Annotated in this window: 12 protein-coding genes; 4 read left to right on the top strand and 8 right to left on the bottom strand. The window is 73.6% G+C overall.

Annotated elements, in window-relative coordinates:
• Positions 1–12: 12 nt before the first annotated feature.
• A complete protein-coding gene (dapE, locus tag HW837_RS19160) occupies positions 13–1,092 on the bottom strand; it encodes a succinyl-diaminopimelate desuccinylase (protein WP_093792425.1) in 1,080 nt (359 codons plus the stop codon).
• Positions 1,093–1,291: 199 nt separating this feature from the next.
• Between dapE and HW837_RS19155 the strand changes: the two genes are divergently transcribed.
• Together HW837_RS19155 and HW837_RS19150 are read left to right on the top strand one after the other, a co-directional pair.
• Positions 1,292–2,230: a VldE C-terminal domain-containing protein gene (locus HW837_RS19155; RefSeq protein WP_196789921.1), complete on the top strand. Its 939-nt coding sequence runs from the start codon at positions 1,292–1,294 to the stop codon at positions 2,228–2,230.
• Between the two features lie 326 nt (positions 2,231–2,556).
• Positions 2,557–2,970: a hypothetical protein gene (locus tag HW837_RS19150; RefSeq protein WP_045559111.1), complete on the top strand. Its 414-nt coding sequence runs from the start codon at positions 2,557–2,559 to the stop codon at positions 2,968–2,970.
• A 59-nt stretch (positions 2,971–3,029) separates the two neighbouring features.
• Here HW837_RS19150 and HW837_RS19145 read toward each other — a convergent pair whose 3' ends face one another.
• Both HW837_RS19145 and fdxA read right to left on the bottom strand, forming a co-directional pair.
• Positions 3,030–4,130 carry a bifunctional succinyldiaminopimelate transaminase/glutamate-prephenate aminotransferase gene (locus HW837_RS19145; RefSeq protein WP_193382689.1) on the bottom strand — a complete coding sequence of 367 codons (1,101 nt, stop codon included), beginning with the start codon at positions 4,128–4,130 and terminating at the stop codon, positions 3,030–3,032.
• Positions 4,131–4,262: 132 nt separating this feature from the next.
• Positions 4,263–4,580, bottom strand: a complete 318-nt coding sequence (gene fdxA, locus HW837_RS19140) for a ferredoxin (RefSeq protein WP_005480604.1) — start codon at positions 4,578–4,580, stop codon at positions 4,263–4,265.
• Between the two features lie 140 nt (positions 4,581–4,720).
• Between fdxA and HW837_RS19135 the strand changes: the two genes are divergently transcribed.
• Entirely contained in the window at positions 4,721–5,827 is a 1,107-nt protein-coding gene (locus HW837_RS19135; protein WP_193382690.1) for a GNAT family N-acetyltransferase, read from the top strand.
• A gap of 17 nt (positions 5,828–5,844) precedes the next feature.
• A complete protein-coding gene (locus tag HW837_RS19130) occupies positions 5,845–6,696 on the top strand; it encodes a transglutaminase-like and tetratricopeptide repeat-containing protein (protein WP_078853608.1) in 852 nt (283 codons plus the stop codon).
• Between the two features lie 142 nt (positions 6,697–6,838).
• Here HW837_RS19130 and HW837_RS19125 read toward each other — a convergent pair whose 3' ends face one another.
• The 5 genes from HW837_RS19125 to HW837_RS19105 all read right to left on the bottom strand — a co-directional run bounded on the left by HW837_RS19125 (position 6,839) and on the right by HW837_RS19105 (position 12,610).
• The gene (locus HW837_RS19125; protein ID WP_045559115.1) at positions 6,839–7,453 is read right to left on the bottom strand and encodes a response regulator transcription factor; all 615 of its coding nucleotides are present in this window, start codon (positions 7,451–7,453) and stop codon (positions 6,839–6,841) included.
• Positions 7,450–8,625 carry a sensor histidine kinase gene (locus HW837_RS19120; protein ID WP_093792417.1) on the bottom strand — a complete coding sequence of 392 codons (1,176 nt, stop codon included), beginning with the start codon at positions 8,623–8,625 and terminating at the stop codon, positions 7,450–7,452. The genes HW837_RS19125 and HW837_RS19120 overlap by 4 nt, the downstream gene beginning before the upstream one ends.
• Positions 8,622–9,362: an ABC transporter permease gene (locus tag HW837_RS19115; RefSeq protein ID WP_093792415.1), complete on the bottom strand. Its 741-nt coding sequence runs from the start codon at positions 9,360–9,362 to the stop codon at positions 8,622–8,624. Before HW837_RS19115 ends, HW837_RS19120 begins: the two co-directional genes overlap by 4 nt.
• Positions 9,359–10,303 (bottom strand): ABC transporter ATP-binding protein, encoded by a 945-nt coding sequence (locus tag HW837_RS19110; RefSeq protein ID WP_193382691.1) that lies wholly within the window; start codon positions 10,301–10,303, stop codon positions 9,359–9,361. The genes HW837_RS19115 and HW837_RS19110 overlap by 4 nt, the downstream gene beginning before the upstream one ends.
• A gap of 165 nt (positions 10,304–10,468) precedes the next feature.
• The gene (locus tag HW837_RS19105) at positions 10,469–12,610 is read right to left on the bottom strand and encodes a hypothetical protein (protein ID WP_193383457.1); all 2,142 of its coding nucleotides are present in this window, start codon (positions 12,608–12,610) and stop codon (positions 10,469–10,471) included.
• Positions 12,611–12,715: the final 105 nt, after the last annotated feature.

Here is a 12,715-nt window from a genome sequence, read left to right as displayed (position 1 = left end):
ACCGGGGACAGCTCACGCCGTCAGCCAGGACCTCAGCCGCTCCTCGCCCGCCAGGATCTTCGCCGTCTCCACGCGTTCGTCGCGCCGGTGCGCCAAGTGCGGGTTGCCGGGGCCGTAGTTGACGGCCGGGACGCCGAGCGCGCTGAAGCGGGAGACGTCCGTCCAGCCGTACTTGGGCTGGGCGGTGCCGCCGACGGCCTCGATGAACGCCGCGGCCGCCGGGTGGGACAGACCGGGCAGCGCGCCGGGGCTGTGGTCGTCGACGGTGAAGTCCTCGACCCCGCAGTCGGCGAAGACCTCACGGACGTGGGCGATGGCCTCCTCCTCGCTGCGGTCGGGCGCGTAGCGGAAGTTGACCGACACGACGCACACGTCGGGGATGACGTTGCCTGCGACACCGCCGGAGATGCCGACCGCGTTGAGGCCCTCGCGGTACTCCAGACCGTCGATCACCGGGTACCGCGGCTCGTACGACGCCAGCCTCGCCAGGATGGGGGCCGCCGCGTGGATGGCGTTGGAGCCCATCCAGCCGCGGGCGGAGTGGGCGCGCTCGCCCTTGGTCGTCAGCAGGACCCGCAGGGTGCCCTGGCAGCCGCCCTCGACCTCGCCGCCCGTGGGCTCCAGAAGGACCGCGAAGTCGCCCTCCAGCCACTCGGGGTGGGCCTCGGAGACGTGCTTCAGGCCGTTCAGGTCCGCGGCGACCTCCTCGTTGTCGTAGAAGACGAAGGTCAGGTCGCGGTTGGGGGCCGGGACCGTGGCCGCGATGCGCAGCTGGACCGCGACGCCGGACTTCATGTCACAGGTGCCGCAGCCCCACAGGACGCCGTCCTCGTCGAGGCGGGAGGGGACGTTGTCCGCGATCGGCACGGTGTCGATGTGGCCGGCCAGGATCACGCGCTCGGCGCGGCCCAGGTTCGTACGGGCGACGATGTTGTTGCCGTACCGGTCGACCGTGAGGTGCGACAGGGCGCGCAGGGCGGTCTCGATCGCGTCCGCGAGGGGCTTCTCGGTGCCGCTCTCGGAGGGGAAGTCGACGAGCTGCGCGGTCAGCCGCGCGGCGTCCAGCGTGAGGTCAATCGGGGTCTCGGCCATGTCACCGACCCTAACGCGCCCCCGGGAGCGGACCGCTCGGCACGTGGATCCGGTCACTTCCGCGTCCCCGTTCACATCTCTGTTCACAACTCCTGCACGAGGGCCATTACTCTCCAGTACCTTGGACGGCGTGTCGCAGCCGTACCCCTTCCCCCCAGGTCCCCGCCCCCGCCGTCGCGGCCGTCGCGTGCTGCAGTTCATGGCGGCCTTCGTCGTGCTCGCCGCGATCGGGGCGTATCTCACCGTGCAGTACCTGACCGGGGGGAACGGCACGCCTCGGTGCGTGGTCGTGTCCGGGTCGGGCGACGGGGAGTCGTACGAGTTCACGCCCGAGCAGGCGGCCAACGCGGCGACGATCTCGGCGGTCGGCACCTCGCGCGAGCTGCCCGAGCGGGCCGTGACGATCGCGCTGGCGACCGCGCTGCAGGAGTCGAGCCTGCGCAACATCGCCCATGGCGACCGGGACTCGCTCGGCCTGTTCCAGCAGCGGCCGTCGCAGGGCTGGGGCACCGAGCAGCAGATCCAGGACCCGGTCTACGCGGCGGGTGAGTTCTACGAGCACCTCGTCAAGGTCGACGGCTACGAGCGGCTGCCGCTGACCGTGGCCGCCCAGCGCGTGCAGCGCAGCGGCTACCCGGAGGCGTACGCCAAGCACGAGCCCGACGCCACGCTGCTCGCCGCCGCGCTGACCGGGCGGTCTGCGGCCACGCTGACGTGCGAGGGGCGCCGGGACACGACCGGCACCGGCACCGCCTCCACGGGCGGCCCGGACGCCGTGCGCGGCGCGCTCGCCCGGGACTTCGGGGACGACGCGTTCGAGTCGGCCGCGGCGGTGGTCGGCTCCGAGGGCGGCGCGTCCGCCGCGGCGAGCGCGACGCCGAGTCCGAGCGCCTCCCCCGCCGCCGGCACCGTGATCATCCCCCTGGACGGCAAGGACGCCGACCGGGACCGGCAGCGCGGCTGGGAGCTGGCGCACTGGGCCGTGGCCAACTCCTCCCGGCTCGGGGTCGAGCGCGTCTCCTACGCGGGCCGCGAGTGGGTCGCCGAGGGCCGGGCCGGTGCGTGGCGCAAGGCCCGGGGCGCGGCGGGCGGCGCGGCGGGCTCCTCCACCGAGGTCCGAATCGTCACTGGACAGTAGCCCGCGCGGCTCACCCGTGCGGGGTAGGCACGGCGCGTCGGGTGGACGGGGTGCGCGGGGTTTCCCCTGCTCACCCCCGGTGTGCGGAATCCGTTGGGAACACAGGGCCGTAAGGATTCAGCAGACGGTCACGGCGAGTGGCGTTTGTCCGACTGAATCCGTATTTGATGATGCGACGCATTACCAACTCTTTACGTCGGGGCGCCGCAACCTCCGGGGACTTCGCGTCGGTAGTCACTGCGTCCGAGCCCGGAACGATCACATCCACTGGTCAACTCCCGGGCGCGGTCGGACACTTCACCGTCCTCTTCCGTCTAAGGAGCACCATGTCCCTCCCCCTGACCCGCCGGATCGCCCGTGCCGCGCTGCTGACCGCAGCGGGAGCGGCCTCCGTGGTCGGTGCGGCCGGCTCCGCGAGCGCGGCGCCCGAACTCCCGGCCACCCCGAACCTCGGCGGCCTGTCCGCCGTGGACGGGGCGAACGCGGGTAGCACCGTGGACGGCGCGACGCAGAACGTCACCGGGGTCGCGAGCGACGCCGGCACCAAGGCGTCCAAGCAGACCCTGCCGACCGTGAGCAAGACCGGCGGGAAGACCGTCAAGACGACGACGCCCGTCGCGCAGAAGGCCGCCGGGGAGGCTGCCGGGTCCGCCGGCACCGTTCTGGGTGACACGACCAAGACGGCGACGAAGGGTGGCCTGCCGACGGGCCAGCTGCCGGCCAAGAGCCCGCTCGGCTGACCTGCCGTACGTCGAAGGGGCCCGGGGAACTTCCCCGGGCCCCTTCGACGTCGTGGGTGCTACGCCCGGGACAGGCGCTCCACCGCTGCCGCCACGCGCTCGTCCGTCGCCGTGAAGGCCACGCGGACGTGGTGGTCGCCGGCGGTGCCGTAGAAGTCGCCGGGGGCCACCAGGATGCCGAGGTCGGCGAGGTGGGCGACGGTGGTCCAGCAGGACTCGCCCCGGGTGGCCCACAGGTAGAGGCTCGCCTCGCTGTGTTCGATGCGGAAGCCGTGCGCGACCAGGGCCTCGCGGAGGGCCGCACGGCGGGAGGCGTAGCGGACGCGCTGCTCCTGGACGTGGGCATCGTCCCCGAGGGCGGCGACCACCGCGGCCTGGGTGGGGGCCGGGGTCATCATGCCGCCGTGCTTGCGGATCTGCAGGAGCGGGCCGAGGACGTCCGGGTCGCCGGCGAGGAAGGCCGCGCGGTACCCCGCCAGGTTGGAGCGCTTGGAGAGGGAGTGGACGGCGACGATGCCCTCGTACGAGCCGCCGTTGACGTCCGGGTGGAGGACCGAGACCGGGTCGGCCTCCCAGCCCAGCTCCAGGTAGCACTCGTCGGAGAAGATCAGGACGCCGTGCGAGCGGGCCCACGCCACGATCCGGGTCAGCTCGTCCTTGGAGAGCACCCTGCCCGTGGGGTTGGACGGCGAGTTCAGCCAGAGGAGCTTCAGGCCGGCCGGGTCCAGGTCCGTCGGATCGTCGTAGACCTCGTGCTCCGCGCGGGCGAGCCGGGCGCCCACCTCGTACGTCGGGTAGGCCAGGCGCGGGTACGCGACCCGGTCGCCGGGGCCGAGGCCGAGCTGGGTGGGGAGCCAGGCCACCAGTTCCTTGGAGCCGACGATCGGCAGGACGTGGTTGTGGGTCACGTCCCGGGCGCCGAGGCGCCGCTCCAGCCAGCCCGTGATCGCGTCGCGCAGTCCGACGGTGCCCCAGACGGTCGGATAGCCCGGCGAGTCCGCCGCCGCGACCAGCGCTTTCTGGATCAGGTCGGGCACCGGGTCGACGGGGGTGCCGACGGACAGGTCGACGATGCCACCGGGGTGCGCGGCGGCCTTCGCCTTGTACGGCTCCAGCTTGTCCCAGGGGAAGGCGGGAAGGCGGTCGCTGACTGCGGACACGGGATCTGGCTCACTTTCTCACTGGCGAACGCCCCGGCCCCGTACGGCGATCATGCTGATCGGGCCGTACGGGACCGGGGCGGCGCGGATGCGGGCCGCCGGGGCTCGGCCCCGGGACCTGCGGCGTCGCTCTCAGGCCTGCGGCGGGAGTGCGGCGACGAAGGGGTGGTCACGCTCGATCAGACCGAGCTTGCTGGCACCACCGGGCGAGCCGAGCTCGTCGAAGAACTCGACGTTCGCCTTGTAGTAGTCCTTCCACTCCTCCGGGGTGTCGTCCTCGTAGAAGATCGCCTCGACCGGGCACACCGGCTCGCAGGCGCCGCAGTCGACGCATTCATCCGGGTGGATGTAGAGGGACCGCTGCCCCTCGTAGATGCAGTCGACCGGGCACTCCTCGATGCACGCCTTGTCCTTGACGTCGACACAAGGCTGCGCGATGACGTAGGTCACGCTGTCGTTCCTCCTCGATAGGGCGCTGGCGGGCCTCCTCAGGCTCCGCCGCCTGGCGCGCGGGAGCGCGGCGTCGTCGATGCCCGCACCTAGTATCTCCGTTCCGGGGCATGATCCGAACAGGAGGGGTGGACAGACCTGTGGAAATCTCTGCCGGTGGACGGCTCGAGATCCGTGTCTCTGCTGCTGACGTGGGCAAACGCGTGTCCGTGCGCTGCCTCGACGACGCTGTCGCCGGGGGTGGGAAATTCACTGACACGGTTGGTGTTCTCACATCATGGGACGGCGGTGTCCTGTTGATCACCCGCCGGAACGGGGAGCGGGTACGGATCGAGGAGACGTCGCTGGTCGCGGGGAAGGTCGTGCCCGCCGCCCCGGCCCGTCGGCGTGGGCCTGCCGCCTCGTACGCGGAGTTGGCGCGGGTCGCCGCGCGGGCCTGGCAGCCGGTCGAACGGGAGCGGCTCGGCGAGTGGGAGCTGCGGGCCGCCTCCGGTTTCACCCGGCGTGCCAACTCGGTGCTGCCCTTGGGGGACCCCGGAATGCCCCTGGACGACGCGCTGACGGCCGTGCGCGGCTGGTACGCGGCCCGGGGGCTGCCCGCCTTCCTCCAGCTGGCCACGGGCGCCGAGGGGACGCAGGAGCTGCTGTGCGCGGAGGTGGCGGACCGTGGCTGGGTCCGTGAGGTGACCGCCGAGCTGTGGATCGGCGCTCTCGCGCCGGTCGCGGACCGGGAGGGGGCCGGGGTCGAGCTGTCGCGCACGGCGGACGAGGCGTGGCTCGGCCGCTACCAGCGCAAGGGGCTCGGCGAGGTCGCGCTGAAGGTGCTCGGGAGCGGGCCTTCGGTGTGGTTCGCGACCGTGCCGGGAGCCGGCGGCGCGGGTCCCGCCGCCATCGGGCGGTGCGTGGTGGACGGGCGGTGGGCCGGTTTCGCGGCCGTCGAGGTCGATCCGGCCCAGCGGCGGCGGGGGCTCGCGACGACCGTGATGGCCGCGCTGGCCCGGCGGGCGCTGGACGAGGGGGCCTCGGCGGGGTGGCTCCAGGTGGAGGCGGACAACGCGGGGGCGCGGGCGCTGTACGGGGGGCTGGGGTTCGCCTCGCATCACGCGTACCACCACTACCGGGAGCCCGGGGGCGCGAGCCGCGGTGGTGACGCCGGGTCCGGGGCGGGTGCGGGTTCGGGTACCGGTTCGGAGGCCGATTCCGGTGCCGGTTCCGGTGCCGGTGCTGTGTCGGGCGGGTCGTCGTGAGCGGGCATCATCCCGCCGTGCCGGCGCCGTTTCCCCCCGAGCCGGAGCGGGCGGCCGAGGTGCGGCGGCGGTTCGCGCAGGAGGCGCGGGCCGAGCGGCCCGACCTGGCGCTGCTGTGTCTGCTGGTGGGGGCCGCGGGCGACGGCGCGCTGGACGACGCGGGCGTCGACGCCGCCGAGATCGAGCTCGACCGGCTGGCCGGGCTGATGCCGTACCGGCCCGGCACGCCGCGTGCGTGGGCGGTCGCGGCGGCCGAACTGCTCGGCGAGCGGTACGGGTTCCGGGGGGCCGCCGGGGACTACCAGCGGCTGGAGTCGTCGCTGCTGCACCAGGTGCTCGAACGGCGGCGGGGGTTGCCGATCCTGTTGTCCGTGGTGTGGATGGAGGTGGCCCGGCGGGCGGGTGCGCCGGTGTACGGGGTCGCGCTGCCGGGGCACTTCGTGGTCGGCTTCGGGCCCCGTGAGGAGCAGGTCCTCGCCGATCCGTTCGACGGAGGGCGGGTGCTGAGCGGGAGCGACGCGGAGTTGCTGGTGGCCGGGGCGACGGGGGCTCCGCTGGACCCCTCGGTGCTGACTCCCGCCGATCCGCTCGACGTGGTGGTGCGGGTCCTCAACAACGTGCGGGCCTGGGCGGCGGCGCGGCCCGAGCGGACGGATGTGGCGTTGTGGGCGCTGGAGTTGTCGCTGGCGATGCCTTCGCATCCCGGGCGGTTGCGGTACGAGTGGGCGCGGTTGCTGGTGCAGCGGGGGGAGTTCGTGCGGGGTGCCGCCGCGTTGGAGGAGTACGCGGAGGTCGTGGCCGGGGTGGATGCCGGGGCCGCGGAGAAGATGCGCAGGCAGGCGGAGGCGGCTCGGGCTCGGCTGAACTGAGGGTGCGGTTCGGCGGTTCGCGGGCGCGTGTTCGCCGTGGGGCGGCTGTTGTCCGGCGGGTGCGGGTGCGTCGTGGCTGGTCGCGCTGTTCCCCGCGCCCCTGGCGGTGGCTGCCCCTGGCCCTTCCGCAGCCCGTCGGCGGTTACAACCAGCCCTTCTCCCGTGCCGTTCTGACCGCCTCCGTCCTGTTTCTCACCGCCAGTTTGTGGATCGCCGTCGACAGGTAGTTGCGGATCGTGCCCTGGGAGAGGTGCAGGGCCTCGGCCAGTTCCGCGTTGGTCGAGCCGTCGGCCGCCGCGCGCAGCACCTCGCGTTCGCGGTCGGTCAGGGGGTTCGCGCCCTCGGCCAGGGCCGCTGCCGCGAGCGTCGGGTCGATGACCCGCTCGCCCGCGAGGACCCTGCGGACCGCGTCCGCGAGTCGGGCGGCGGGGGCGTCCTTGACCAGGAAGGCGTCGGCGCCGGCCTCCATGGCGCTGCGGAGGTAGCCGGGGCGGCCGAAGGTGGTGAGGACGACCAGTTTCACCGCCGGGAGGGCCCGGTGGACCTCGGCGGCCGCCTCGATGCCCGTCGCGCCCGGCATCTCGATGTCGAGGAGGGCCACGTCGACGGCGTGGGCGCGGGCGGCCGGCAGGACCTCGTCGCCGCGGGCGACCTGGGCCACGACCTCGATGTCGTCCTCCAGGCCGAGCAGGGCGGCCAGGGCCTCGCGGACCATGGACTGGTCCTCGGCGAGCAGGACCTTGATCGTGCGGGTCATGCGCCGGATCCTACGTCCGGGCCGGAGGGTGAGGCGGGGGCCCGGGCGACCATGCGGAAACCGTGCCGGGAGCGGCCCGCCTCCAGGGTGCCGCCCACCTTGTCGAGCCGTTCGGCGAGGCCCGCGAGGCCGCTGCCCGTCCCTACGCCGGGGGTGCCGCCCGGAGCGCCGCGTCCGTCGTCGTCCACGGTCAGTTCGAGCACCGGCCCGTCGAGGGTGTGACGGCGGACGAGGTCCACCGTGCAGCGGTGGGCGCCGCTGTGCCGTACGACGTTGGTGACGGACTCGCGCAGGGCCCAGGCGAGGGCGGACTCGCTCTCCTCGGGCACGTCGCTGAGGTCGGGGTCGGCGGGCAGTTCGGGGGTGATGCCGGCCGCCGTCAAGGCGTCCCGGGCGCCCGCGAGTTCCGCGCCGAGGCGGGGGCGCCGGTAGCCGGTGACGGCCTCCCGGACGTCGACCAGGGCCTGGCGGCTGACCTGTTCGATGTCGGCGACCTGCTGGGCGGCCTGGTCGGGCCGGCCGGGGAGCATCCGGCCCGCCAGCTCGCTCTTGAGCGTGATCAGGGAGAGCGAGTGGCCGAGGAGGTCGTGCAGGTCACGGGCCAGACGCAGGCGCTCCTCGTTCGCGGCGAGCTGGGCGACCGTGGCCCTGGCCTCGCGCAGTTCCTGTGTCGTGCGGATGAGCTCGCGGACACCGGTCATGGAGAAGCCGCCGAGGAGGGCCGGGAGGAGCAGCGAGGCGAGGTAGGCCCCGCCGCCCGGTACGGCGAGGGCGGCAGCCGTGAGCAGGGCCGACACCGCCGGGACCGTGAAGCGGGCGAGCCGCGGCGGGAGGGCCGCGCCGGAGGCGACCGACACGTAGACGAAGAGGACGAGCCACTCGCGGCCGAGGGAGAGCGCGAGCACGACGGACTGGGCGGCGAGGACGGCGAGCGCGCCGAGCACCATGGGGGTGGTGTCGCGGCGGCCGGTGCGGAAGATCAGCACGAAGTACCAGGCGACGAAGGCCACCAGGCCGATCCAGCCGAGGACGACGACGCCGTCGCTGTGGCCCCCGTGCAGCAGGTCGCTGACGGGGGCGCTCAGATAGGCGAGCCAGATCCCGGTCCAGAGGAACTTGATCGCCCTCTGCCTGCGGTTCTGCGGGCGCTGCCCGAGGGGGACGCCGCTCACGCCTTCAGCGTGTCCTTCCGGTAGAGCCAGGCCGCGCCGCCCGCGAACAGGGCGAAGGAGACGGCCAGGATGACGAGATCCCGGGTGTGCGGTGCCTGACTCTGTTCGATGGCCTGCCCCAGGGCGGCGTACGCGTGCGTGGGCACCCACCTGGCGACGGACTGGAGCCAGTCGGGGAACGTGGTCGTCGGCATCCACAGACCGCCGAGCATCGACAGGCCGAAGTAGACGATCATCGTGATGGGGCGGACCGCGTCGCCGGAGGCGAGGTAGCCGAGGGCGACGCCGAGCGCGGCGAAGACGAGGCTGCCGGCCCAGATCGCGCCGGTCAGGGCGAGCCACTGCCAGGCGTCCAGGCGTACGTCCTTCACGACGGCGGCCACCACGAAGACGACCACGATGGCCGGCAGGCTGACCACGGCCGCGCTCGCGGTCTTCGCGAGGACGTAGCCGCGCCCCGGCAGCGTGGTGAGCCGCAGCTGCCGTACCCAGCCGCTCTCGCGTTCCTTGGCGATGCGTTCGCTGTTGCCCATCAGGACGGCCGTCAGGGCGCCGAAGGAGGCCATGGAGACCATCATGTACGTCGGCAGGGTCAGACCGGTGTCGCCCAGCTCGTCCGTGCCGCTCGCGCTGCCCGCGATGAGCAGGAACAGCAGCGACGGGTAGAGCACCGTGAAGAACATGGACTTGCGGTTGCGCAGGGCGCGGGCGAGTTCCAGCTTGATGAGGCTGTTCACTTCGACATCGCCTCCTCGGCGGCGGTGATCGCGACGAAGGCCTGCTCCAGTCCGAGGCCGGTGACCTCGAGATTGCGGGGGTACACCCCGAGTCCGTAGAGGGCGTGCACGGTCGCGTCGGCGTCGGAGGACTGGATGCGCACGGTACGGCCGGACACGTCGAGCGTGGTCAGGAAGGGGAGGCCGCGCAGCCGCGGCTCGTCCGGCGGGCCGTCGGGCAGGTCGAAGGTGATGCGGCGGGCGCCCGCCCTGGCCTTGATCTCAGCCGCCGTGCCGTCGGCGAGCAGGCGGCCCCGGTGCAGGACGAGCACGCGGTCGGCGATGGCGTCGGCCTCTTCGAGGTAGTGGGTGGCGAAGAGGACGGTGCGGCCCCGGTCGGCCTGTTCGCGCATGGTGGCCCAGAAGGCCTGGCGGGCGGAGACGTCCATGCCGGTGGTGGGCTCGTCCAGGACGATCAGGTCGCTGTCGCCTGCCGTGGCGAGGGCGAAGCGGACCCGCTGGACCTGGCCGCCGGAGAGCTTGTGGACCTTGCGGTCGGCGATCTGGGTGACGCCGGCGCGGGCGAGCACCTCGGAGACCGGGTACGGCCTCGGGTGCAGGGCGCAGGCGAGCCGGACCAGTTCGGCGACGGTGACCTCGTCCATCAGGCCGCCGCTCTGCAGCATGGCGCCCACGCGTCCGGCGGTGATCGCCTCGCGCGGGCCGGTGCCGAAGAGGTCGATCGTGCCGCTGTCGGGGTTCCTGAGGCCGAGCAGCAGGTCGAGGGTGGTGGACTTGCCGGCGCCGTTCGGGCCCAGCAGGGCCACGGTCTCCCCCGGGTACAGGGCGAGCGTCAGGCCGTCCACGGCCCGCACGTCGCCGTACGCCTTCGTCACGTGGTCGAACGCCACCACCGCGGGCCGGGTGGCGGCCTCGGTGGTCGTCGTCGTGGTCGTCGTCATGGGCACCATCGTGGGCGCGCGGGGGGTGCGGGCGGCAGTGTCGGGGGTCCACACCCCGGCATGACGGAAGTCATACCCGCGACAGTGACGAGGGGGCACCCGGGATGTACCAGGTGCCCCCTCGTCGTGCCGTGCGATCCGCTCACCGGCGTTCGCCGGGTGCCGCTAGCTGGGGTCCGTCTCGATGACCGCCGTGCGCTCGGTGGTGCTCTTCAGGGCCTGGCGGAGGGCGCCGTAGACGTCCTGGACGGTGACCGGGGTCTTCTCGCCGTTGCCGCGGGTGATGAGGACCCCGTCGAAGGTGCCGCCGTAGAGCTCCTTGAGGGCCTTCTCGTCGTAGGAGTCGACCAGCTTGCCGTCGACGGCCTTGACGGTGAGGAATTTCCAGAGGGAGTTCTGGGGGCTCAGCAGGACGCTGTGGGCGGCGTCCGTCTGGACCGTCACGGGGGCCGACATCGCCGGCTCCGCGAACTCCTTCATGAACCGGTCGACCTCGGCCTTGTCGACCGACGGCTCCTTGGTGGTCGTCGGCAGCTGCACCGGCGCGGCCTCTCCGGTCTCCACCTGGGCGCGGTAGGCCTCCTCGACGGCTTCGGTGGACTCGTCGACCGCGATGCCCTTGCCGGCCTTGCCGTAGACGGCGACGGCCTTGCCGGCCTCGTACTTGACGGTGCCGTCGCTCGCCGTTCCGGAGCCGCCGGCGGCGCGCTGGAGGGCGGCCCTGAGCTTCTCCTCGTCGACGGGCATGACGGGATCGACCACGCGCTCCTGGCCGAAGAGCGCGCCGATCACCGAGACCGGGTTGTAGTCGCTGACGGCGGCGGCGCTGACCGTGGCCTGCTTGTCGAACTGGAGTCCGGCCTGGTCGGGCTTGAGGGAGACGGTCTCGCCGTCGACCGTGAGCTTCAGCGCCTCGCTCGTGCTCTTGCCGAAGGCCGCGTCGAGCTTGTTGACGGCCTCGTCGCGGGTGCCGCCGCCGATGTCGACGCCGAGGACGGTGGTGCCCTTGGGGACGTCCGAGTGGTTCATCAGCAGACCGGCGCCGTAGACACCGCCGCCGAGGACGATCACTCCGCCGACGAGCAGGCCGAGCTTGCTGCGGCCCTTCTTCTTGGCCGGCTTGGCGGACTTGGTGTTCTTCGCCGGGCCGGACTTCTGCTGCGGGCCGGGGTCGGGCAGCTTCGGCGGGGTGTGCTGCACGGCGCCGTCGGGGCCGCCCGCGCCGAACGGCGGGCCCTGGGTGCCGGGGGGCACGACCGGGATGCCGCTGGTCAGGGTGTGCCCGGAGGGGTTGTCGACGAGGGGGCCGGGGCCGCCGTAGCCCGGGGTGCCCGGTTCGGGGGCGGGCCGCTGCGGGGTGAGGACCGCGGTGTCGTCGCTGATGCCGCCCCCGGGGCGGGCGTAGGCACCGGGCGCGGAGAAGTCGGCGTCGGGGGCGAAGGGGTTGCCCTGGTAGCCGTGGCCACCGGGGCCGCCCTGGCCGGGCGGCGGGCCGAGCGGGCTGTCGCCGGTGACGGGGCCGCCGGTGGGGCCGGCCGGGCCGCCGGGGCGGCCGCCGCCGTTGTCGGAGAAGTACGGCAGGTCGTCGCGCTCGGGCTTGGTGCCGGCCAGCGCGGCCGAGACGTCGAAGGAGCCGGTGCCGCCGCCGTGGCCGGGAGCGACCGGCTGACCGCCGGTGGCGCCGGGCAGCCCGGCACCCTTCGCGCCGCCGGGCCGGGAGCCGTTGCCCGCGCCGGGGCGCGGGCCGCCGGGCTGTGCGCCGGGGCCGCCGGCCATCGGGCCGGGACCGCCCGCACCGCCGGGGCGGGCACCCGTGCCGGGGGCACCGGCACCGGGACCACCGATCGAGCCGGCGGGGAACCCGGCGCCGTTGCTGCCGCCGGTGTTCGTGCCCCTGGCGGGGGTCGCGCCCTTGCGGGGCGCGAACCAGTCGCTGGCCGGCTTGTCGTCGGCGGGTGCGGCCGGCTCCGGCGCGGGCGGCGGGGTGTCCGTGAACACGGGCATGGCCGTGGTGCCGGTGGTCTCCGACTCCGACCCGCCGTCGTCCGCGGTGCCCTCGCCGTCGGCGACCGGCTTGCGGACGACGACCGGCGGGATGGGACGCGAGCCGGGGATGTTGATCCGGACCCGCGTCGTCAGCGTGGTCTCGGTCTTGGGTCCGTCCGGCCGCTCGCCGGCGGCCGACCTGGCCGCCTCGGCACCGGCCTCGGTGGCCATGGGCGTGCCGTACGGCGGTGTCCCCGACGGGTACGCGGTGCTGCCGCGCCCATTGGCCCCGGAGGACGAAGTGTCAGTTTCACGACTCAAGGCAGGTTCTCCCGGTTTGCTCCGCCGCCCGTCACGACCTCAACTCAGCGGGCAGCTCGGCGGCGCGCACCACCATACTGGCCACTTCCGGCGCGTATCCCACGA

Source organism: Streptomyces caniscabiei (genome assembly GCF_014930365.1).
Taxonomy (GTDB): Bacteria; Actinomycetota; Actinomycetes; order Streptomycetales; family Streptomycetaceae; genus Streptomyces; species Streptomyces caniscabiei.
This window is presented reverse-complemented; position numbering and strand designations above follow the sequence as displayed.

Coding starts and splice junctions, on each gene's coding strand:
- HW837_RS19155 (WP_196789921.1), top strand. CDS start 1,292: ATGGCGGCCTTCGTCGTGCTCGCCGCGATCGGGGCGTATCTCACCGTG.
- dapE (WP_093792425.1), bottom strand. CDS start 1,092: ATGGCCGAGACCCCGATTGACCTCACGCTGGACGCCGCGCGGCTGACC.
- HW837_RS19110 (WP_193382691.1), bottom strand. CDS start 10,303: ATGACGACGACCACGACGACGACCACCGAGGCCGCCACCCGGCCCGCG.
- HW837_RS19125 (WP_045559115.1), bottom strand. CDS start 7,453: ATGACCCGCACGATCAAGGTCCTGCTCGCCGAGGACCAGTCCATGGTC.
- HW837_RS19150 (WP_045559111.1), top strand. CDS start 2,557: ATGTCCCTCCCCCTGACCCGCCGGATCGCCCGTGCCGCGCTGCTGACC.